This window comes from Roseivivax sp. GX 12232 (assembly GCF_021272185.1).
In the GTDB taxonomy this organism is placed as follows: domain Bacteria; phylum Pseudomonadota; class Alphaproteobacteria; order Rhodobacterales; family Rhodobacteraceae; genus Roseivivax.
In genome coordinates this window covers 200,308-218,341 of record NZ_JAJSEC010000003.1, presented here as the reverse complement: position 1 = coordinate 218,341, position 18,034 = coordinate 200,308, and the positions used below count along the sequence as shown (strand labels likewise).

Genomic DNA, 18,034 nt, shown 5'->3' with positions numbered 1-18,034 from the left:
ATGTGATCGGGTGAGAGCGGGGCGGATCGGCGGCGGGGCGGGTCTTTTGGGGCCCGGAGCGCGCCCGCGGGCCGCGATCGGGCGCGGGGCCGAAGCGTCGCACAGCTTCAATGATTCACCGAGGGACTGCCCCCCTCGTCGCGATCGGGCGCGGAGCGGATTCGCCGCACGCCCTCACTGACGCACGATGCGCCCGCCCTGCCCCGCCATCAGCCGCCGCGCGACGCCCCTGCGCCCCCGAAAAGGCCCGGGCGGCCCAAACCGCCCGGACCCTAATACCTCACGGCAGGAACTGCGCCACCACCGCGCGCTGCTGCTTCAGCCCGTCGGGGTCGAGGCCGGTCTTCAGCCGGGTGAACTCCTCGGACCACTCCGAAGTGCGGATCCGCAGCGGCGGCTCCTCGGCGGAGAGCGCCTGCATGACCACCTCGGCCACCTCCTCGGCGCTTTGCGAGGCGCCATAGGCCTGCCGCTTCGTCGCGCCCGAGATGTAGCGCTGCAGGACGGGCAGGTATTCGTCCTCGAGCAGGCCGCCGGTGGCCTCGAGCTGGCCCATCACGGTGTTGACGAACTCGGTCGCGATGCCGCCGGGCTCGACGGCGGTGAACTGGATGCTGAAGGCCGGCGTGATGTAGCTTGCCATGGCCTCGGTCAGCCCTTCGACGGCGAATTTCGCGCCGCAGTAGACCTCGTTGAAGGGCTGGCCCACCAGCCCGCCGACCGAGGTGATGTTGATCACATGGCCGCTCCGGGCCGCGCGCATATGCGGCATGACCGCCTTGGTGCAGCGCATGACGCCGGTGAAATTGATGTCGACGATGCGCTCGAGATCGGCCTCCTCGGCCTGCTCCAGGCTGCGCGCGTAGCCCATGCCGGCGTTGTTGATCAGCACGTCGATGCGGCCCTCGCGGCGGACCACGGTCTCGACCGCCTCGGTGACCGAGGCGCTGTCCTGCACGTCGAGTTGCAGGACCTCGAGCGCGACGCCCGCGGCCTCGGCGGCAGCGTCGAGCTGGCCGCGTTTCTCGGTGTTGCGCATGCTGGCATAGACCCGGTGACCCGCCGCCGCGGCCTGGGTCGCGATGGCGACGCCGAGGCCCGTGGAGGTGCCGGTGACGAGGATGACTTTGCTCATGTGATCTGTCCTGATCCTTGGGTGTTGGCGATGGAGAGCCAGACCCTCTCGAAGGTCCGGGTGATGGTCTCGGTGGTGATCGGCTGGCCGGCGATGACCGCCCCGCGCGCGAGGTGCAGCGCCGGCGCCACCAGGAGCAGCGACAGGAGCCCGTCCTCGAGCGGCGCCAGCGTGCCGTCCTCGACCCCGCGCCGCAGAAGCGCGGCGATGTCGGCGGCATAGCCGTCGGCCACGGCCTGCTGTTCGGGCAGCAGGAGCTTGGCGGTCGAGGCGTATTCGAGGAACAGGAAGTCCTGCGGCCGGGCGCGCACGAAGTCGAACATGCCGAACCACATCTCGCGCACCAGAGCGGCGCTGTCGGCCTGATCCCGGCCGCGGGTGACGCTGTCGTGGAACTCGGATTTGAGCTGCAGGTAGACCTGCCGGAGCATGTCGTCCTTGTCGGCGAAATGCACGTAGACCGTGCCCGCCGAGACCCGCGCCCGCTTGACGATCCCGGCGACACTGATCGCCGCGATGCCGTGCTCCACGGTCTCCGCGACCACCGCGTCCTGCAGCTTCCTGCGGGTCCGATCCTTGCTGTTGGGCGGCATGGCCTGTCCTTTCCTGGGTGAGGGGCAGGTATGATAATGAATATTCATTATCAAGTGGGGGTGGGGTGGATTTTTCGCGCGAGGTCGCGGCGGGAGCGCTGGGGGTTGTGGTTAATGCGCTGAAACGAAGCGCTTTTCGGGGCCGTCAGCCCTGCCGAATCCGGTGGACCAAAGCGCCCAGAAACCCGCCCTCCACAAACAAAAAGGGCCCCCCGCAGGAGGCCCCTTCCCGATCTCTCTTACCCTAACCATCACTCCGTGACGCGCACGGCCTCCATGCGGTCGGGGGTGCCGGTCACCGCGCCGTTGGGGCCGGTGCCGCGGGTGATGGCGTCGACGACCTCCATGCCCTCGGTCACCTCGCCCACGACGGTGTATTGGCCGTCGAGGAAGGGCCCCGGCGCGAACATGATGAAGAACTGCGAGTTGGCGCTGTCGGGCGACTGCGCGCGGGCCATGCCGACCACGCCGCGCTCGAAGGCCAGGTCGGAGAACTCCGCCGGCAGGTCGGCCAGGTCCGAGCCGCCCCGGCCCGCCATGCGCAGGTCGCCGCCCGCCTTGCCGAACTCCACGTCGCCGGTCTGCGCCATGAAGCCGTCGATCACCCGGTGGAAGACCACCTCGTCATAGGCGCCGGCCTCGGCCAGCTCGGTGATCCGGGTCACATGCTGGGGCGCGACCTCCTCGAAGAGGTCGATCACCACGGTGCCATTGGCGCCTTCGCCCGCGACGTCGATCTCGATCCCGGTGGCGAAGGCCGGGCCGGCGGCGACAAGCGCCAGGAGCGCGCTGAGCTTACGCATCGGCGGCCACCTTCATGCTGAGCATCCGGTCCGGGTTCGCCGGCGGCTCGCCGCGGGTGATCGCATCGACATGTTCCATCCCCGAGACCACCCGGCCATAGACCGTGTATTGCCCGTTCAGAAAATGGTTGTCCTTGAAGTTGATGAAGAACTGCGAGTTCGCCGAGTTCGGGTTCTGGCTGCGCGCCGCGCCGATGGTGCCGCGGTCGTGCGGCAGCTTGGAGAACTCCGCCGGCAGGTCGGGCTTGTCCGAGCCGCCGGTGCCGGCCATGCGCAGGTTGAAGTCGCCCTCGGCATTGCCGTTGGCCACGTCGCCGGTCTGCGCCATGAAGCCGTCGATCACCCGGTGGAAGACCACGTTGTCATAGGCGCCTTCGCGGGCCAGCTCCTTCATGCGGGCGACGTGCTGCGGGGCCACGTCGGGCAGCAGCTCGATGGTGACGGTGCCATCCTTCAGCTCGATGAGAATGGTGTTTTCCGGATCCTTGATATCGGCCATGCGCCGTCTCCTTCATCTCTGTCGCGCCCTAGGTAGCCCTGCCATGGCCGCCCCGCAAGGCAGGCGTTGACGCCAGGGCGCGCGCTTGCGATGCACCGCGCAAGGCATCTCGAACGGAGGATGACATGGCCTGGAAGACACTCGACCAGATGGATCTCGACGGCAAGCGGGTGCTGACCCGGGTCGACATCAACGTGCCCGTGGAAGAGGGCCGCGTCACCGACGCCACCCGGATCGAGCGCATCGCGCCGACGATCCGCGACATCCTGGACAAGGGCGGCCGCCCGATCCTGCTCGCGCATTTCGGCCGGCCCAAGGGCCAGGTCGTCGAGGACATGAGCCTGGCGCCGCTGGTCCCCGCGCTCGAGGCGGCCTTCGGCGCCGAGGTGGTCTTCGTCGCAGACTGCCGCGGCCCCGCCGCTGAGGCCGCAGCCGAGGCGCTGGCCCCGGGCCAGGTGCTGCTCTGCGAGAACACCCGTTTCCACGCCGGCGAAGAGAAGAACGACGCCGATCTGGCCGCCGAGATGGCCAAGCTCGGCGATGTCTACGTCAACGACGCCTTCTCGGCGGCGCATCGCGCCCATGCCTCGACCGAGGCCATCGCCCATCACCTGCCCGCCTGCGCCGGCCGGCTGATGGAGGCCGAGCTCTCCGCGCTCGAGGCCGCGCTGGGCGATCCCCGGCGCCCTGTGGCCGCGGTGGTCGGCGGGGCCAAGGTCTCGACCAAGCTCGACCTGCTGTCCAACCTCATCGCCCGGGTCGACATGCTGATCATCGGCGGCGGCATGGCCAATACCTTCCTCGCCGCCCAGGGCATCGACGTCGGCAAGTCGCTCTGCGAGCACGAGATGACCGGCACCGCCCGCGAGATCGCCGAGAAGGCCGCGGCGGGCGGCTGCGAGATCCTCCTGCCGCGCGACGTCGTCGTCGCCCGCGAGTTCAAGGCCGGCGCCGCCCACGAGGTCGTCAAGGCCGAGGCCTGCCCGGCGGACGCGATGATCCTCGACGCAGGGCCCGACAGCATCGCCCACGTCAAGGAGGTCATCGACCGCGCCGCCACGCTGATCTGGAACGGCCCGCTCGGCGCCTTCGAGATCGCCCCCTTCGACGCCGCCACCAATGCCGCCGCCGATCACGCCGCCGCGCGCACCGCCGCCGGAGAGCTGACCTCGGTGGCGGGCGGCGGCGACACGGTCGCGGCGCTCAACAAGGCCGGCGCCGCCGAGCGGTTCTCTTATATCTCGACCGCCGGCGGTGCCTTCCTCGAGTGGATGGAGGGCAAGACCCTGCCGGGCGTTGCGGCATTGGGGTAACACCCGCGATTATCCGGATTCCCCAAGGGCATGGCGCGTGGCATAGTCGCGCCATGCACCCGTCAGAGGTGCTGCACGAGGCAGAGCCATGACCAAACATTCCCGTCCCGCCCTCGGCGGCCTGTTGTTCTTCGCCTTCCTGATCTCGGTCGGCGCCTATTTCGCCTTTGCCGCGGTGCAGGGCGACTACGGCATCTTCCGCCGTGCTGAGATCGAGGTCGAGGCCAAGGAGCTCGAGACCGAGCTGGCCGCGCTCGAGGCCGAGGTGGCGCGGATGGAGAACCTCACCCGGCGGCTCTCGGACGATTACCTCGACCTCGACCTTCTGGACGAACGCGCCCGCGAGGTGCTGGGGCTCCTGCGCCACGACGAGGTGGTGGTGCGCTGAGCCCGAGGGGCCCTCCGAGGCCCCGCCGCGACACCTGCCCGCGCCTCGCCCGCAGGCCCTCGGGAAATGGTTTCGCTCGCCGCCAAAGCCCGTATAGTTCGAGACCGAGGAACGAGGACAAGTCCCGATCCATGCAGGTAATTCTCCATACGGGCGTGCATTTCACCGACGAGGGCCGCTTCCTGAAGGGCATGCAGCGCAACGCGCCGCTCCTGCGCGAGGCGGGCGTCGCGGTGCCCGGCCCCAGCCGCTACCGCACGCTTCTGTCCGAGGCCGCGCATCGGCTCGCCGGCGGCGCGCCCGCGCCCGAGGCCCGCGAGGTGCTGCTCGACGGGCTGCTCGACGAGGACCCCGAGGGCGTCTCGCGCATCGTCCTCAGCCATCCCAACTTCTTCTCGGTGCCGAAGCTTGCCATGCAGGGCGGCCGCCCCTACCGCAAGGCCGAGGAGCGCATCGAGGTCATCAAGACGCTGTTCGAGGGCGACAGCCTGGAGGTCTTCATGGGGCTGCGCGATCCCTCGGGCTTCCTGCAGAACGCCTACCGCGAGGGCGCGGTTCAGGATTTCGCCGAGTTCCTCGACGGCGCCGACCCCGACGCCTTCCGCTGGTCGGAGCTGATCACGCGGCTGCGCGCGGCCCATCCCGACGTGCCGCTGACGGTCTGGTGCAACGAGGATTCCCCGATCATCTGGGGCGAGATCCTGCGCGCCGCCGCGGGCTTCGACGAAAGCCGCAAGCTGCGCGGGGCCTTCGACCTGCTGCACGACATCATGGCCGCCGAGGGCATGAAGCGCTTCCGCGCCTATCTGCACATGCATCCCACCATGACCGAGCGCCAGAAGCGCCGGGTGATGCTGGCCTTCCTCGACAAATACGCCCAGGACGAGGCCCTCGAGGAAGAGCTCGACCTGCCGGGCTGGGACGGCGACCGGGTGGCCCGGCTGAGCGATCTCTACGAAGAGGACATGCGCGTCGTCGCAGGTCTCGAGGGGCTGAGGTTCCTCGCCCCGTGAGCGCCGGCAAGACCCGCCCGCCCCGCGACATATCCGGCCTGCGTAAGGCGGTGGGCCGGGTCAGCCTGCCCGGCGGCCAGGGCGGCGCCATGGCGCGGGCGCGCAAGATGCTGGATCTCTACCTCGAGACCGCCGAGGCCCATGGACAGAGCTTCGAGGCCACCGCCAAGGCCCTGCGCGCGGGCCATGCCGCGCTGCGCATCGGCGGCGCCGAGCTCGAGGCCCAGGCGACCCGCCCCGGCGGCCCGGCCGCGCGGGCGGCCTGTTCGGCGGGCTGCGCCTGGTGCTGCGTGCTCTCGGGCCCCGACGGCGGGGTGATCCTCGAGGCCGAGGCCCGCCGCGTGCATGCCGCGCTGGCGCCGCTCGCGGGCCAGCCCGACGGGCGCGACTGGATGCCCAAAGCCTGCCCGGCGCTCGACCCCGAGACCCGGATGTGCCGGATCTACGAGGCCCGCCCGATGATCTGCCGCAGCTATCTCTCCGAGGACGCCGAGGCCTGCCGCGAGATCGCGCATGGCACGCCCGCCCCCGGCCCCGGGGTGCTGGGCGCCCAGGGCCTCTACCTCGCGGTGCAGGCCCTGGCGCGCGCCGCGCTGCGCGGGCTGACCCAGGTGCCGACCTACGGGCTCGCGCGCGTCGCCGAAGGCGCGCTTGGCGGTGAAAGCGAGGCCGAGGCGCTTGCCGCCGCCCGCCACGCCGCGCCGGTCCTGAACGAGGAACGCGCCCGCCTCGGCGGCGGCCTCTGAGCGCAAAGGCCCGGGCCGCAGCGCCGCGCCCCGGCGAAGGGCGCACGCCTCGGCCAGCCCCGCACGCCCCACACAAAAAACGGCGCCCGGCGGCCCCCTCCCCTCACGGGACAGGGGCCTTCCCCGGACGCCGCCACATCTCCAGCCGCCCCGCCAGATCCCCGGCGGGGGGCCGCGCCTCAGCCCATGCCGAGGGCGGATTTATACATGTCGAGGATCGCCTCTTCCTCGGCGATGTCATCGGGCTCGCGCTTGCGCAGCGCGATCACCTTGCGCATCACCTTGGTGTCATAGCCGCGGGCCTTGGCCTCGGCCATGACCTCCTTCTGCTGCTCGGCGACGTCCTTCTTCTCTTCCTCGAGCCGCTCGAAGCGCTCGATGAACTGGCGCAGCTCGCCCGCCGCGACCCCGTATTGATCCGATCCCTGGGAATCGTCCATGACTGCCTCCTGTTCGGTGTGACGGTTCCGGTAGCCTGCGCGCCGGCCCGCGGCAAGGGGGGTTGCCGGCGCGAGGGCGATCCTTTACCGGCTCGACGCGCATCACCTGCCGAAAGGACCTGCCATGGAGGCCTTGATCTGGGGCGGCGCCGCCCTGTCGCTCCTGGGGCTCGCGGGCCTCGTCTATGCCATCGTGACCGTCGCCCGCGCGCGCCGGACGACACCCGACGACGAGGCGCTGCGCGCGGTGCTGCGCCGCGCCCTGCCGATCAACCTCGGCGCGCTCCTGCTGTCGGTCCTGGGCCTGATGATGGTGATCCTGGGCATCTTCCTCGGCTAAACGCGCCGCCGCCGCACGCATCACCGTCCACAGCCCGTCCCCTCCCCCGAAGCGCCACCCACCTTTGGCCTGACCGGGCCCCAAATACTCCGGGAGCGCGAGGGCAGAGCTCTCGCTCCGGCCGGTCGGGCCTCAATGGCCCGGCCGGACGGATGGCCAGCCCGAACCTCAAAACCAAAAGCACCACCCCAAACACCCAGGCCCACCCCCAGGCCTGACCGGGCCGCAAATACTCCGGGAGCGCGAGGGCAGCGCCCTCGCTTCGGCCGGGCGGGCCTCGATGGCCCGGCCGGACGGACAGTCACGCTACTCCGCCGCGATCCCGTCGGTGAACTGCAGCCGCGCCAGCCGGGCGTAGAGCCCGCCCTCGGCGACCAGCGCGTCGTGGTGGCCGGTGGCGACGATCCGGCCGCCCTCCATGACCACGATCCGGTCGGCCTTCTTCACCGTCGCCAGCCGGTGCGCGACGATGATCGTGGTCCGCCCTTCCGCGAGCTGGTCCACCGCCTCCTGCACCGCGCGTTCGCTCTCGGCATCGAGCGCCGAGGTCGCCTCGTCCAGAAGCAGCACCGGCGCGTCGCGCAGGATCGCCCGGGCGATGGCAATGCGCTGCTTCTGCCCGCCCGAGAGCATCACCCCGCGCTCGCCGAGCCAGCTGTCGTAGCCCTCGGGCAGGGCGGCGATGAAGTCATGCGCGGCGGCGGCGCGGGCGGCGGCCTCGATCTCGGCGTCGCTGGCCTCGGGGCGGCCAAAGCGGATGTTCTCGCGCGCCGAGGCGGCGAAGATCACCGGGTCCTGGGGCACCAGCGCGACATGGCGGCGGAAGTCCGCGCGCGCGAGCGTCTCGAGCCCCTGCCCGTCGAGGGTGATCCGCCCAGCGTCGGGGTCGTAGAAGCGCAGGAGAAGCTGGATGATCGTGCTCTTGCCCGCCCCCGAGGGGCCGACCAGCGCCACGGTCTCGCCGGGCGCGATGGTCAGCGACACTGCGTCGAGCGCCGAGGTCTCGGGCCGGGCGGGATAGGCGAAGGTGACCTCCTCGAAGCCGATCGCGCCCGCGACCGGCTCGGAAAGCCGCGCGGGCGTCTCGGGCTCGCGGATCGCGTCCTCGGTCTCCAAGAGTTCGACCAGCCGCTCGGTGGCGCCGGCGGCGCGCTGCAGCTCGCCGATAACCTCGGAAAGCGCCGCGACCGAGCCCGCGACCATGACCGAGTAGATCACGAATTGCACCAGGGCGCCGACGCTCATCTCGCCGGCACGGACGTCCCAGGCGCCCATCCAGAGGACGCCCACGATGCCCGAGAAGACCAGGAAGATGACGATGGCGGTCATCAGCGCGCGGGTCCAGATCCGCCGCCGGGCGGCGTCGAAGCTCTGTTCGGTGACATCGGCGAAGGCCCGCTGCGAGATCGCCTCGTGGGTGAAGGCCTGCACCGCCTGCACCGACAGAAGCGCCTCGGAGGCATTGCCCGAGGAGGCCGCGATCCAGTCCTGGTTCTCGCGGCTGAGCCGGCGCAGCTTGCGCCCGAGGGTCAGGATCGGCACCACCACCAGGGGCACGATCAGCAGCACCATGAGCGTCAGCTTCCAGGAGGTGACCAGCATCAGCGCCAGCCCGCCCGCGAAGATCAAGAGGTTGCGCAGCGCGATCGAGATCGAGGAGCCGATGACCGAGAGGATCAGCGTGGTGTCGGTGGTGATCCGGCTCAGCACCTCGCCGGTCATGATCTTCTCGTAGAAGGCGGGCGAGAGGCCGATGACCCGGTCGAAGACCGCCATGCGAATGTCGGCCACCACGCGCTCGCCGAGCCGGGTGACCAGTGCGTAGCGCAGCGCCGTACCCAGGGCCAGGAGCCCCGCGATCACCAGCGCGGCCATGAAGTAGCGATCGAGCAGCGCCGCCTCGCCGCCCTCGAAGTTGTCGACCACCCGGCGCACCGCCATGGGCAGCACCAGCGAGACCGCCGCGGTCAGCGTCAGCGCCAGGAGCGCTGCGCTCAGAAGCCCGCGATAGGGCCGCACGAAGGGCCAGAGCCGCCCCAGCGTTCCGAGCCGTTTCGACCTTGCGCGCTCGTCCGAGCCCTGTCCGTTGCTGCCCTCGCGCGCCATCGGCCCTCCGCGTGTTGAACGAGGCTGGTTTTGGCAGGTAAGCCCCGCCGCTTCAAGCGCGGGCGCCGCGGCCTTTTTGCCGCTCTCGCGGGTTTTGGGGCCGGTTCTGCGGGATCGGGGGGAAGCTGGAGCGGGCAGCGGGAATCGAACCCGCACCAAGAGCTTGGAAGGCTCGTGTGATACCATTTCACCATGCCCGCCCGGGCATGTCCTTCGCCTATGCCATGCGCCCGGCACGGTCAAGCGGTTGTGGCGGCGCGCGCGGTGGGCTGCGCGGGGCGACGAGGCCGGGCCTTGGCGCCCGGGCTCTCGCCCTGTCCGCCCCGGGCCCGGCGCCGCGCGCCTGGTCCCTCCGGCAAGGTCGGTCCGCCCTCCGCCACCCTGTGCCACCCCTGCCACGCCGCGCCCGCCGCGCCTCCCCCCAGGCCCCTGAAGCCACATTTTCGCCGCAATCCCGGGGTAGCGACTTTGGCTCTGATGTCACTGGCGGGGGCCAGGTGCGAGTTCGAGGAGCTGGCTTATGCTTCGCAAGACGCTGACAACCGCGGCGCTCTCGGCGGCGATGCTGTCCGGGACGATGGCCGCTGCGCAATCCAACGGTATTTCCGAGACCTTCGAGGTGGTGATGCTGGGCTACGGGTATTTCCCCGAGGTCGCCCATGCCGGCCCCGAGGATTCGGTGCGCTTCTACAATGCCTCCGACGTGCCCATGGCCGCGACCGCGCTCGACGGCAGCTGGTCGACCGGGCTGGTCCTGCCGGGCGAGGCCTTCATCCTCGCGGTGACCGACGAGACCGGCGAGGTGGTGACGCGCGATTTCGACAACTCGGTGCCGGACGTGCAGATGCTGAGCGAGGGCACCGCCGCGGGCGAGACCGTGGACGCGGTCGAGCCGGTCGACACCACCACCGAGCAGATCGTGGCCTATGGCCGGATCGAGACCGAGGAGGCCGCGCCGGATTTCCTCGATGACGGCGGCAGCCCGATCAGCGACGCCACCGCCACGGCGACCTATGGCGCGCCGGATGTGGACACCGACGGTGACGGCGATCCCGACGGCTACGACTGGGAGGCGATGTTCCGCCCCGAGCCCGACGGCCAGACCGGCTATGGTGCGCTCGACGACACCCAGTCCACGCAGGACGACGCCGGCGTCTCCGACGCGACGACGCAGCCGTAAGCAAGGCGGGATCTCCGGGCGCTGATGTGGCCCGTGACGGGATTTCAGAGAAGAGCGGGGCCGCCGAAAGCGGTGGCCTCACTCCGGGCAGCGGCCCTGACTTGAGCGCCGGCCGCGCCCCAAGTGCCTACCAAACCTCCAGCGAGAACATTCTGCCGGGGCGCGCGCCCCGCGCGGGCCCTATCACAAAAAGGCAGCCGGTCGCCCTGCCCTGCCGACCGCTTGGCGGCGCGCTGCCCGGGCGGCCGCTTACCGCCGTGCCCTGCCTCGGCCACCACTTTGCGACCGTCCCGCCCCTCAGTCCTCGATCGGCTCGATCAGCTCCGGGCCCGCGGCGCGGTTGGAGTTCACCTTCCGGTCGACCCGATGCGCGGTCAGCGTCTCCTCCGGCGCGGGGCGCATGAGCGGCGCCGCGCCCTTGCCCTCTTCACCCAGCCAGAGCGCCCAGTCCTCGGGCGCCAGCACCACCGGCATCCGGTGGTGGATCCGCCCCATCTGCTCATTGGCCGCACAGGTCACGATGGCGGCGGTGCGCAGGTGCTGGCCCTCGGCCTCCCAGTCCTGCCAGAGCGCCGCGAAGGCCAGGGGCGCGCCGTCCTGCCGGGTGATATACCAAGGGTAGCGCACCCCTTCGGCGTCCTTGGTCCATTCGTAGAAACCCGTCGCCGGGATCAGCGCCCGGCGGCTGCGCGCGGCGGCGCGGAAGGCGGGTTTCTCGGCCAGGGTCTCGGCCCGGGCGTTGATCAGGAGCGGCCCGTCGTTCGGCGCCTTGTACCAATGCGGGATGAAGCCCCAGCGCATGGATTCGAGCTGCCGCCCGGCCTCGCCCAGGTGGATCACATGCACCGGGTTGGTCGGGCAGACGTTGTAGTTCGGCACCTCCGGCAGGTCGTTGGCCGGGCGCGCCTCGAAAAGCTGCGCCATGGCGTCCTGCGGCAGGGTGACGGCGAAGCGCCCGCACATCAGTCGGCCCTCCGCAGAAGGCCCGAGTAGAGCAGCACGCCCCAGGGCGCGAGCTGCGCCTCGACGCCCTGCCAGAGCCCGCCGAAGGCCAGGGGATCGAGCCGCGCACGGGCGGCGATCTCGGCCAGGCTGCGGCGCCCGTCGATGGCGGCGATGAGCGGCGCCGCGCGCGGCTCGAGCCGCAGCGGCACCCGGGTGCCGCCGGCGGTCAGCGCCGGGCGCTTGCCTTCGGAGACCGCCCGCGCCAGGGCCGCCGGGTCGAGCCCGCGCAGATGCGGCACCCGCGTCAGCGAGCGCCCCTCGGCGGGTTTCGGCGGGGTGACATTGCCGGGCACCAGGTAGGCGTTGTGCAGCTTCAGCGTGCCGCGCAGCTTCTCCGCCAGCGCCGCGCGGTCGAGCGGCGGCAGATCGGCGCCCTCGGGGGTGATCCGGTCGAGCTCGTAGAGCGCGGGCGTCGCGAAGCTCGCCAGCTGCCAGCCGGTGCGGGCCAGCGCCTCGGCGAGGTCGGTGACGCTATAGGCGCGGTCCTGGCTGTGCAGGAGCAGGTCGTAGAAACCCGCGTCGCTTTGCTCGTGATCGACGAGGTTGCGGTTGGCGCGGAAGGGATGGCCCTCGGGCAGCGCCGCCACGATCTGCCGCGCGCGCTCGAGCCGGGCCTCGGGCGGCAGCCCTTCGAAGAGCGCGCCGAAGGCCTCCTGCAGGGGATAGACCCCGGAGCGGCCATAGGGCGCATAGACCATGATGCCCGCGCCGCCGCCCGGCGCCAGCGCCGCGCGCAGCGCCCGGAAGCCCTGGTCGGGTTCCGGCAGATGGTGCAGCACCCCGCAGCAGTCGATGTAATCGAAACGCCCGAAGTCCGGCGCATCGAGGAGGCTCGCCTGGTGGAAGGTGATCCCGCTCAGCCCGCGCGCCTTGGCCCGGGCCTCGGCCACCGCGCGGGCGCGCTCGGAGAGGTCGAGATAGGTGATCCGGTAGGGCCGCCCGGCGCTGGTCAGGACCTGGGCAAGCTGGATGAGCCCGTCCCCGGTGCCGCCCCCGGCGACCAGGATGCGGATCTCGCGCGACCAGTCGCGGGCGCCGCCCCAGAGGAAGTGATCCATCTCCAGGGGATGCGAGGGCGAGCCGGTGATCAGCCGGCGCGCCTCCTCGGCGGGGTCGCGCTCGGGGTAGGGATAGGCCTCGTATTGTTCCTGAACGCTGACCATGGATCTCCGCCGGGCTGCGGCCCCCGGTCGGGCCGGTGCCGGTCTGTCTGAGGGCTGTCTGCCGGGCGGCGGGCCGCCCCTTGGGACAGGTCTACCCAAGCGCAGGGCGCGGGGAAATCCCCCTTGCGGGGGAATGTGGGGGGATGGGTTCGGTCGCGGCTGAGCGGCCCGGTGTGGTGGGGGATGGGCGGCGTTGCCTGCGCGAGCGGCGCGCGCCATAGCCCTTCCCGAGCGGGCGACGGGCGCGCGCCGGGCCGGGGACTGGCGCTACGAAAGACGAGCGGCAGCGCTTTATGGTGGCCATGTTCCTCCTAAGGACGAGCGATGCGCACCACCCGCAAGAGCGCCAGGCCGCTGGGCCGGCCAGGCGCGCGCCCGGCGCCTGCGGCGCTGTTCGGGCGCAAGGGGGTGTTTCGGGTGGTGAGGTTGGGTGGGGATTTGAGGCGGGGATTGTGCGCGGTTGGCACAGTCGTGCGGGTTAGAAGGATTGTCGGCCCGGTGAAGTCACGGTCGGAAGACACGCTGACAGTCTTCGTACTCCCCGCGCCACGCCCTACCCCTCCGAGCGGGCAGCGGGCGCGCGCCGGGCCGGGGACTGGCGCTGCGACAGACGAGCGGCAGCGCTTTATGGTGGCCATGTTCCTCCTAGGGACGAGCTATGCGCGCCGCCCGCAAGAGCGCCAGGCCGAGGGGCCGGCAAGGCGCGCGCCCGGCGCCTGCGGCGCTGTTCGGGCGCAAGGGGGTGTTTCGGGAGGTGAGGTTGGGTTGGGATTTGAGGCCGGGAGTATGCGCGGTTGGCACTGCTGGTCAGGCCAGCGACTGGGGTTTGCCTGGGAAGTGCGGGGATTGGGTGAGCGCTAGGCTTCTCCCGTCCAACCCACTCTCAAGCCTCGCCAACACAGGTCTTCAGCGCCGTCCTCCCGGAGCCCCCCCCTTTTCGCAAAGCCACCACCACAACGCCCCAACCCAAAACAAAAAGACCCCCGCCAACCCGGCGGGGGCCCAAAACCGCACAACGGGAGGCACCAAAGCCCCCCGCCAGCGCATTACTTCATCGTGATCCGCCCGTCGGTATAGGGCGCATAGGGGCCGTTCTCGGCCAGGTATTCCGCCGTCACATCGGCCAGGTCCGGCCCGAAGTCATAGGCATCCTGGGCGTCGATGAACATCCGGTAGCCGTCGCCGCCGTTGCGGACGTAGTTGTTCGACACCACGCCGTACATCTTGTCCGCCTCGAGCGGCGCGCCGCCGACCATGACCTCGGAGACCCGCGCGCCGGGCTCGGCGGCGGCGTCCACGGTGAAGCTCATGCCCGCGACCTGGGGGAAGCGGCCGGCGCCTTCCTCGATCTGGCCGACGCCGTTCTCCAGCGCCTCCTTCAGCACCGCGCCCGAGACCCGGAAGGTCGAGAGCGTGTTCTGGAAGGGCAGCACCGTCAGCACCTCGCCCATGGTCACCTCGCCCGCGTCGATCGAGGCGCGCAGGCCGCCGGAGTTGGCGATGGCGACCTCGATGCCCTGGTCGGCCACCCGGTCGAGCATGGCGTCGGCGACGAGGTTGCCCATCTGGCACTCCATGGCCCGGCAGACGTCGCGCGAGCCCTCGATCGCGGCCTCGGTCTCGGCCACCACCTCGTTGCGGATCTCGTCGAGCGGCACGGCCGCCTCGGAGATGCGCGCCACCGTGGCCTCGTCCTCGCTGACCGCGGCGTCGAGCAGGTTCGGCTGGCCCGAAGCCTCGGTCACATTGCCCGCGTCATCGAAGGTCACCGAGAGCTCGCCCAGGAACTTGCCGTAGGCATAGGCCTGCACGATGGCGGTCTCGCCCACCATGGTGGGATAGGGGCCCGCCGCGCCGTCCATGTCGCCCAGGAGCGTGTTGGAATGGCCGCCGACGATCACGTCGACGCCGGTCGTCTCCTCGGCGACGCGCTGGTCAACCCCGTAGCCCGAATGCGAGAGCACGACGATCTTGTTGATGCCCGCCTCGGTGAGCTTGTCGACCTCGCCCTGCACGGCGTCGACCGGATCGGTGAAGATCACGTTCGGGCCGGGGCTCGCCAGCTCGTCGGTGTCCTGCGGCGTCAGACCGATGAGGCCGATCTTCTCGCCGCCCTTCTCGATCACCGTGGATTTCATGATGGCATCGGCGAGCTCGGGCTCCTGGCTGACGTCGGCGTTGGACATCAGCACCGGGAACTCGACCGCATCGATGAAGCCGCGCAGCACCTCGGGGCCGTCGTCGAACTCGTGGTTGCCCACGGTCATCGCGTCGTAGCCCATCTGGTTCATCATCTCGGCGGCGAGCTTGCCCTTGTAGTAGGTGTAGAAGAGCGTGCCCTGGAACTGGTCGCCGCCGTCGACCAGCAGCGGGTTCTCGACCCGGTCGCGCGCCGCCTCGATGGCGGTCACGAGCCGCGCGGAGCCGCCGAAGCATTCGCCGGCCTCGTTGTCCTCTGCCGCGCAGGTCGAATCGTATTTGGAAATCGGCTCAAACCGCGCGTGGAAATCATTCGTGTGAAGAATGGTCATTGTATACTCGGCCTGGGCCGCGCCCGCGACAAGCGCGAGCCCGGCAACGCCGGAAAGAAGTCGGATCGACATGGAAACCTCTCTGTCGGAAGGATCGTGATTTGATCGTGCTACGCGCGCGGCGCTCTGTCAAAGCTGCCGTGGCGCCTCCCTTGCCCCGCGCGCGCGGTCTTGACCGACCCCGGCGAACCCGGCATGTCCCCGGCATGCTGATTTACAAGATCCTGCGCGCCGAGGAATGGGCCGCGCTCGAGGCCGAGGGCGAGACCGGCGGCGCGCCGATCGACCTGGCCGACGGCTACGTGCATTTCTCCACCGCCGAACAGGCCGCCGAGACCGCGGCCAAGCATTTTGCCGGCGCCGAGGGGCTGAAGCTCCTGGCCTATGACGCCGAGCGCCTGCCCGAACTGCGCTGGGAGCCCTCGCGCGGGGGGCAGCTTTTCCCGCATCTCTACGCGCCGCTCCGCCGCGACCAGGCGCTTTGGGTGGCGGATCTGCCGCTCGGCCCCGAGGGCCATGTCTTCCCGCCCGAGATGCGATGACCCCGCGGCGCCGCCCCTGCCCCGCCGCCAGACCGGAGACCCGTCGATGAGGCTCACCGAACGCGCCGGCATGGCCCTCCTGCACCGCGTCGATCCCGAGCGCGCCCATGGGCTGGCGCTGACCGCGCTGCGCGCCGGCGTCGCGCCCTCGCCGGGGCTTCTGACCTCGGACCGGCTGGCCTGCGAGCTGGCCGGGCTGCGCCTGCCGAACCCGCTGGGCCTCGCCGCGGGCTTCGACAAGAACGCCGAGGCGCTGCGCGGGCTGTCGCGCGCGGGCTTCGGCTTCCTCGAGGTCGGCGCCGCCACCCCACGCCCGCAGCCGGGCAACCCCCGCCCGCGGCTCTTCCGGCTCTCGCAGGATCACGCGGCGATCAACCGCTTCGGCTTCAACAACGACGGGATGGAAAGCATCGCCGCCCGGCTCGAGACCCGGCCCCGCGACGCGGTGATTGGGCTCAACCTCGGGGCCAACAAGGACAGCGCCGACCGCGCCGGCGATTTCGCCCGGGTGCTGGCGCGCACCGGCGCGACGCTGGATTTCGCGACGGTCAATGTCTCCTCGCCCAACACCGAGAAGCTGCGCGACCTGCAGGGCAAGGAGGCGCTGGCGGCGCTTCTGGCCGGGGTGCTCGAGACCCGCGATACCCTGCCCCGGCGGCTGCCGATCTTCCTGAAGATCGCGCCGGACCTCGACCCCGAGGGCCTGAAGGACGTGGCCGAAGTCGCCACCGCGGCGGGCGTCGACGGGATCATCGCCACCAATACCACGCTCTCGCGCGAGGGGCTCATCTCGCCTCAGGCGCAGGAGGTCGGCGGGCTCTCGGGCCGGCCGCTCTTCGACCGCTCGACGCGGGTGCTGGCGCGGCTCTCCGAGCTGACCGAAGGGCGGATGCCCTTGGTCGGCGTCGGCGGCATCGAGACCGTCGAGACCGCCTTCGAGAAGATCCGCGCCGGGGCCTCGGCGCTGCAGCTTTACACCGCGCTGGTCTACGGCGGGCTCGGCCTCGTGCGCGAGATCGTCGAGGGGCTGGACGCGCGGCTCGCCGCCGAAGGCTTCGCCTCGGTCGCGGAAGCCCGGGGCACGGGGCGCGCGGCATGGCTCTAGAGTTCTGGCACAACCCGCGCTGTTCGAAGTCCCGCGCCGCACTGGCGCTTCTGGAGGAGCGCGGCGTGGCGCTGAACCTGCGCCGCTACCTCGACACGCCGCCCGACCAGGAGGAGCTGCGCGCCCTGGCGGCCAAGCTCGGCCGCCCGGTGATCGAGATGGTGCGGGTGAAGGAGGCGGGCTTCAAGGCCGCCGGGCTGACCCGGGAAAGCGGCGAGGACGCGCTGTTTGCCGCGATGGCCGCCGATCCCAAGCTGATCGAACGCCCGGTGCTGATCGGCCAGGAGCGCGCCGCGATCGGACGACCGCCCGAGGCGGTCCTGGCGCTGATCGAGGACGATTGAGCGGGGAACACCCCGGGATCGCGCGATAAAACTGCGGTCAGCGAGCCCCGGGATAGCCCCGGGCTCAGAGCCGCGGCACCGCGCCGGCACCTTGCGCGCTCTCGATGAAGGCGCGGATCTTGCCCGCATCCTTCAGGCCCGGCTCGGATTCCACGCCCGACGACACGTCGAGCTGCACCGCGCCGGTCATGCTGACCGCGCGGCCCGCGTTCTCGGGCGTCAGCCCGCCCGCGAGCATCCAGGGCACCGGCCAGCGCCGCCCCTGCACCAGCCGCCAGTCGAAGGCCAGCCCGTTGCCGCCGGGCAGCGGCGCGCCCTCGGGCGCCTTGGCGTCGATCAGGAGCTGGTCGGCCACCCGGCCATAAGCCGCGACCTCGGCGAGGTCGGCCTCGGAAGAGACCCCCAGCGCCTTCATCACCGGCAGGCCCATGCGGGCGCGGATCTCGGCCACCCGCTCGGGGCTTTCACGTCCGTGCAGCTGGATCATGTCGAGCGGCACCTCGGCCAGAACCGCATCGAGAAGCGCATCCTCGGGCGAGACGAAAAGCCCAACCTTGGCGCGGCCAACCGGAGCGGAGAGCGCCAGCGCCCGGGCCTGGGCGACCTCGACGTTACGAGGGGATTTCGGGAAGAAGACAAAGCCCAGGTAGGCCGCGCCCGCCTCGGCGGCGGCGGCGACATCGGCTTCGCGCGTCAGCCCGCAGATTTTCACGCGCACATCGGGCACGGGGCGGATCCTGCTTGTCTTGTGTCGTCACGGCGAAGGGCCAAGAGGCGCGCGCGGGCGC

The 18,034-nt window shown here is 71.0% G+C and carries 19 protein-coding genes and 1 tRNA gene; 9 read left to right on the top strand and 11 right to left on the bottom strand.

The genetic code is table 11. The features are described 5' to 3' along the window. Nucleotides 1–280: 280 nt before the first annotated feature. The 4 genes from LR948_RS07480 to LR948_RS07465 form a co-directional block, all read right to left on the bottom strand. Nucleotides 281–1,135 (bottom strand): SDR family oxidoreductase, encoded by an 855-nt coding sequence (locus LR948_RS07480; protein ID WP_232753371.1) that lies wholly within the window; start codon nt 1,133–1,135, stop codon nt 281–283. Further along, nucleotides 1,132–1,728, bottom strand: coding sequence for a TetR/AcrR family transcriptional regulator (locus tag LR948_RS07475; RefSeq protein ID WP_232753370.1), 597 nt, complete (start codon nt 1,726–1,728; stop codon nt 1,132–1,134). The genes LR948_RS07480 and LR948_RS07475 overlap by 4 nt, the downstream gene beginning before the upstream one ends. Nucleotides 1,729–1,979: 251 nt before the next feature. Further along, nucleotides 1,980–2,531, bottom strand: a complete 552-nt coding sequence (locus LR948_RS07470) for a peptidylprolyl isomerase (protein ID WP_232753369.1) — start codon at nt 2,529–2,531, stop codon at nt 1,980–1,982. After that, nucleotides 2,524–3,030: a peptidylprolyl isomerase gene (locus tag LR948_RS07465; protein ID WP_232753368.1), complete on the bottom strand. Its 507-nt coding sequence runs from the start codon at nt 3,028–3,030 to the stop codon at nt 2,524–2,526. Before LR948_RS07465 ends, LR948_RS07470 begins: the two co-directional genes overlap by 8 nt. A 125-nt stretch (nt 3,031–3,155) precedes the next feature. Here LR948_RS07465 and pgk point away from each other — a divergent pair, with 125 nt between their 5' ends. From pgk to LR948_RS07445, 4 genes are all read left to right on the top strand, one after another. After that, nucleotides 3,156–4,343: a phosphoglycerate kinase gene (pgk, locus tag LR948_RS07460; RefSeq protein ID WP_232753367.1), complete on the top strand. Its 1,188-nt coding sequence runs from the start codon at nt 3,156–3,158 to the stop codon at nt 4,341–4,343. 88 nt (nt 4,344–4,431) lie between these two features. Then, nucleotides 4,432–4,731 carry a septum formation initiator family protein gene (locus tag LR948_RS07455; RefSeq protein WP_232753366.1) on the top strand — a complete coding sequence of 100 codons (300 nt, stop codon included), beginning with the start codon at nt 4,432–4,434 and terminating at the stop codon, nt 4,729–4,731. 131 nt (nt 4,732–4,862) lie between these two features. Then, complete coding sequence (locus LR948_RS07450) at nt 4,863–5,744, top strand: hypothetical protein (RefSeq protein ID WP_232753365.1); 882 nt, start codon at nt 4,863–4,865, stop codon at nt 5,742–5,744. After that, nucleotides 5,741–6,490, top strand: coding sequence for a YkgJ family cysteine cluster protein (locus tag LR948_RS07445; protein WP_232753364.1), 750 nt, complete (start codon nt 5,741–5,743; stop codon nt 6,488–6,490). Before LR948_RS07450 ends, LR948_RS07445 begins: the two co-directional genes overlap by 4 nt. A gap of 179 nt (nt 6,491–6,669) precedes the next feature. Here LR948_RS07445 and LR948_RS07440 read toward each other — a convergent pair whose 3' ends face one another. Further along, nucleotides 6,670–6,930 carry a DUF2312 domain-containing protein gene (locus LR948_RS07440; RefSeq protein WP_232753363.1) on the bottom strand — a complete coding sequence of 87 codons (261 nt, stop codon included), beginning with the start codon at nt 6,928–6,930 and terminating at the stop codon, nt 6,670–6,672. A 124-nt stretch (nt 6,931–7,054) separates the two neighbouring features. Here LR948_RS07440 and LR948_RS07435 point away from each other — a divergent pair, with 124 nt between their 5' ends. Then, nucleotides 7,055–7,270 (top strand): hypothetical protein, encoded by a 216-nt coding sequence (locus LR948_RS07435; RefSeq protein ID WP_232753362.1) that lies wholly within the window; start codon nt 7,055–7,057, stop codon nt 7,268–7,270. A gap of 306 nt (nt 7,271–7,576) precedes the next feature. On the opposite strand, the gene LR948_RS07430 is transcribed toward LR948_RS07435, so the two are convergent. Further along, complete coding sequence (locus tag LR948_RS07430) at nt 7,577–9,376, bottom strand: ABC transporter transmembrane domain-containing protein (protein WP_232753361.1); 1,800 nt, start codon at nt 9,374–9,376, stop codon at nt 7,577–7,579. A 126-nt stretch (nt 9,377–9,502) separates the two neighbouring features. Then, nucleotides 9,503–9,576 (bottom strand) — tRNA-Gly (locus LR948_RS07425). A 320-nt stretch (nt 9,577–9,896) separates the two neighbouring features. Between LR948_RS07425 and LR948_RS07420 the strand changes: the two genes are divergently transcribed. Continuing rightward, nucleotides 9,897–10,556 (top strand): hypothetical protein, encoded by a 660-nt coding sequence (locus LR948_RS07420; protein ID WP_232753360.1) that lies wholly within the window; start codon nt 9,897–9,899, stop codon nt 10,554–10,556. Between the two features lie 297 nt (nt 10,557–10,853). Here the strand turns inward: LR948_RS07420 and LR948_RS07415 are convergent, their stop codons facing one another. The 3 genes from LR948_RS07415 to LR948_RS07405 form a co-directional block, all read right to left on the bottom strand. After that, entirely contained in the window at nt 10,854–11,519 is a 666-nt protein-coding gene (locus tag LR948_RS07415) for an SOS response-associated peptidase (RefSeq protein ID WP_232753359.1), read from the bottom strand. Then, nucleotides 11,519–12,724 (bottom strand): bifunctional 2-polyprenyl-6-hydroxyphenol methylase/3-demethylubiquinol 3-O-methyltransferase UbiG, encoded by a 1,206-nt coding sequence (locus tag LR948_RS07410; protein ID WP_232753358.1) that lies wholly within the window; start codon nt 12,722–12,724, stop codon nt 11,519–11,521. The genes LR948_RS07415 and LR948_RS07410 overlap by 1 nt, the downstream gene beginning before the upstream one ends. A gap of 1,046 nt (nt 12,725–13,770) precedes the next feature. Further along, a complete protein-coding gene (locus LR948_RS07405; protein WP_232753357.1) occupies nt 13,771–15,327 on the bottom strand; it encodes a bifunctional UDP-sugar hydrolase/5'-nucleotidase in 1,557 nt (518 codons plus the stop codon). Nucleotides 15,328–15,461: 134 nt separating this feature from the next. Here LR948_RS07405 and LR948_RS07400 point away from each other — a divergent pair, with 134 nt between their 5' ends. Genes LR948_RS07400 through arsC form a run of 3 tightly spaced genes read left to right on the top strand, consistent with a single transcriptional unit; the run spans nt 15,462 to nt 17,246 of the window. Then, nucleotides 15,462–15,797, top strand: coding sequence for a DUF952 domain-containing protein (locus LR948_RS07400; protein WP_232753356.1), 336 nt, complete (start codon nt 15,462–15,464; stop codon nt 15,795–15,797). A gap of 46 nt (nt 15,798–15,843) precedes the next feature. After that, entirely contained in the window at nt 15,844–16,902 is a 1,059-nt protein-coding gene (locus LR948_RS07395; protein WP_232753355.1) for a quinone-dependent dihydroorotate dehydrogenase, read from the top strand. Beyond that, the gene (gene arsC / locus LR948_RS07390; protein WP_232753354.1) at nt 16,893–17,246 is read left to right on the top strand and encodes an arsenate reductase (glutaredoxin); all 354 of its coding nucleotides are present in this window, start codon (nt 16,893–16,895) and stop codon (nt 17,244–17,246) included. The genes LR948_RS07395 and arsC overlap by 10 nt, the downstream gene beginning before the upstream one ends. A gap of 64 nt (nt 17,247–17,310) precedes the next feature. On the opposite strand, the gene LR948_RS07385 is transcribed toward arsC, so the two are convergent. Continuing rightward, nucleotides 17,311–17,973: a phosphoribosylanthranilate isomerase gene (locus LR948_RS07385; RefSeq protein WP_232753353.1), complete on the bottom strand. Its 663-nt coding sequence runs from the start codon at nt 17,971–17,973 to the stop codon at nt 17,311–17,313. Between the last annotated feature and the right edge of the window lie 61 nt (nt 17,974–18,034).

What these genes read in the sequence shown, in the direction of transcription:
- LR948_RS07480 (WP_232753371.1), bottom strand. Translation starts at nt 1,135, where the DNA reads ATGAGCAAAGTCATCCTCGTCACCGGCACCTCCACGGGCCTCGGCGTC.
- LR948_RS07475 (WP_232753370.1), bottom strand. Translation starts at nt 1,728, where the DNA reads ATGCCGCCCAACAGCAAGGATCGGACCCGCAGGAAGCTGCAGGACGCG.
- LR948_RS07470 (WP_232753369.1), bottom strand. Translation starts at nt 2,531, where the DNA reads ATGCGTAAGCTCAGCGCGCTCCTGGCGCTTGTCGCCGCCGGCCCGGCC.
- LR948_RS07465 (WP_232753368.1), bottom strand. Translation starts at nt 3,030, where the DNA reads ATGGCCGATATCAAGGATCCGGAAAACACCATTCTCATCGAGCTGAAG.
- pgk (WP_232753367.1), top strand. Translation starts at nt 3,156, where the DNA reads ATGGCCTGGAAGACACTCGACCAGATGGATCTCGACGGCAAGCGGGTG.
- LR948_RS07455 (WP_232753366.1), top strand. Translation starts at nt 4,432, where the DNA reads ATGACCAAACATTCCCGTCCCGCCCTCGGCGGCCTGTTGTTCTTCGCC.
- LR948_RS07450 (WP_232753365.1), top strand. Translation starts at nt 4,863, where the DNA reads ATGCAGGTAATTCTCCATACGGGCGTGCATTTCACCGACGAGGGCCGC.
- LR948_RS07440 (WP_232753363.1), bottom strand. Translation starts at nt 6,930, where the DNA reads ATGGACGATTCCCAGGGATCGGATCAATACGGGGTCGCGGCGGGCGAG.
- LR948_RS07435 (WP_232753362.1), top strand. Translation starts at nt 7,055, where the DNA reads ATGGAGGCCTTGATCTGGGGCGGCGCCGCCCTGTCGCTCCTGGGGCTC.
- LR948_RS07430 (WP_232753361.1), bottom strand. Translation starts at nt 9,376, where the DNA reads ATGGCGCGCGAGGGCAGCAACGGACAGGGCTCGGACGAGCGCGCAAGG.
- LR948_RS07420 (WP_232753360.1), top strand. Translation starts at nt 9,897, where the DNA reads ATGCTTCGCAAGACGCTGACAACCGCGGCGCTCTCGGCGGCGATGCTG.
- LR948_RS07415 (WP_232753359.1), bottom strand. Translation starts at nt 11,519, where the DNA reads ATGTGCGGGCGCTTCGCCGTCACCCTGCCGCAGGACGCCATGGCGCAG.
- LR948_RS07410 (WP_232753358.1), bottom strand. Translation starts at nt 12,724, where the DNA reads ATGGTCAGCGTTCAGGAACAATACGAGGCCTATCCCTACCCCGAGCGC.
- LR948_RS07405 (WP_232753357.1), bottom strand. Translation starts at nt 15,327, where the DNA reads ATGTCGATCCGACTTCTTTCCGGCGTTGCCGGGCTCGCGCTTGTCGCG.
- LR948_RS07400 (WP_232753356.1), top strand. Translation starts at nt 15,462, where the DNA reads ATGCTGATTTACAAGATCCTGCGCGCCGAGGAATGGGCCGCGCTCGAG.
- LR948_RS07395 (WP_232753355.1), top strand. Translation starts at nt 15,844, where the DNA reads ATGAGGCTCACCGAACGCGCCGGCATGGCCCTCCTGCACCGCGTCGAT.
- arsC (WP_232753354.1), top strand. Translation starts at nt 16,893, where the DNA reads ATGGCTCTAGAGTTCTGGCACAACCCGCGCTGTTCGAAGTCCCGCGCC.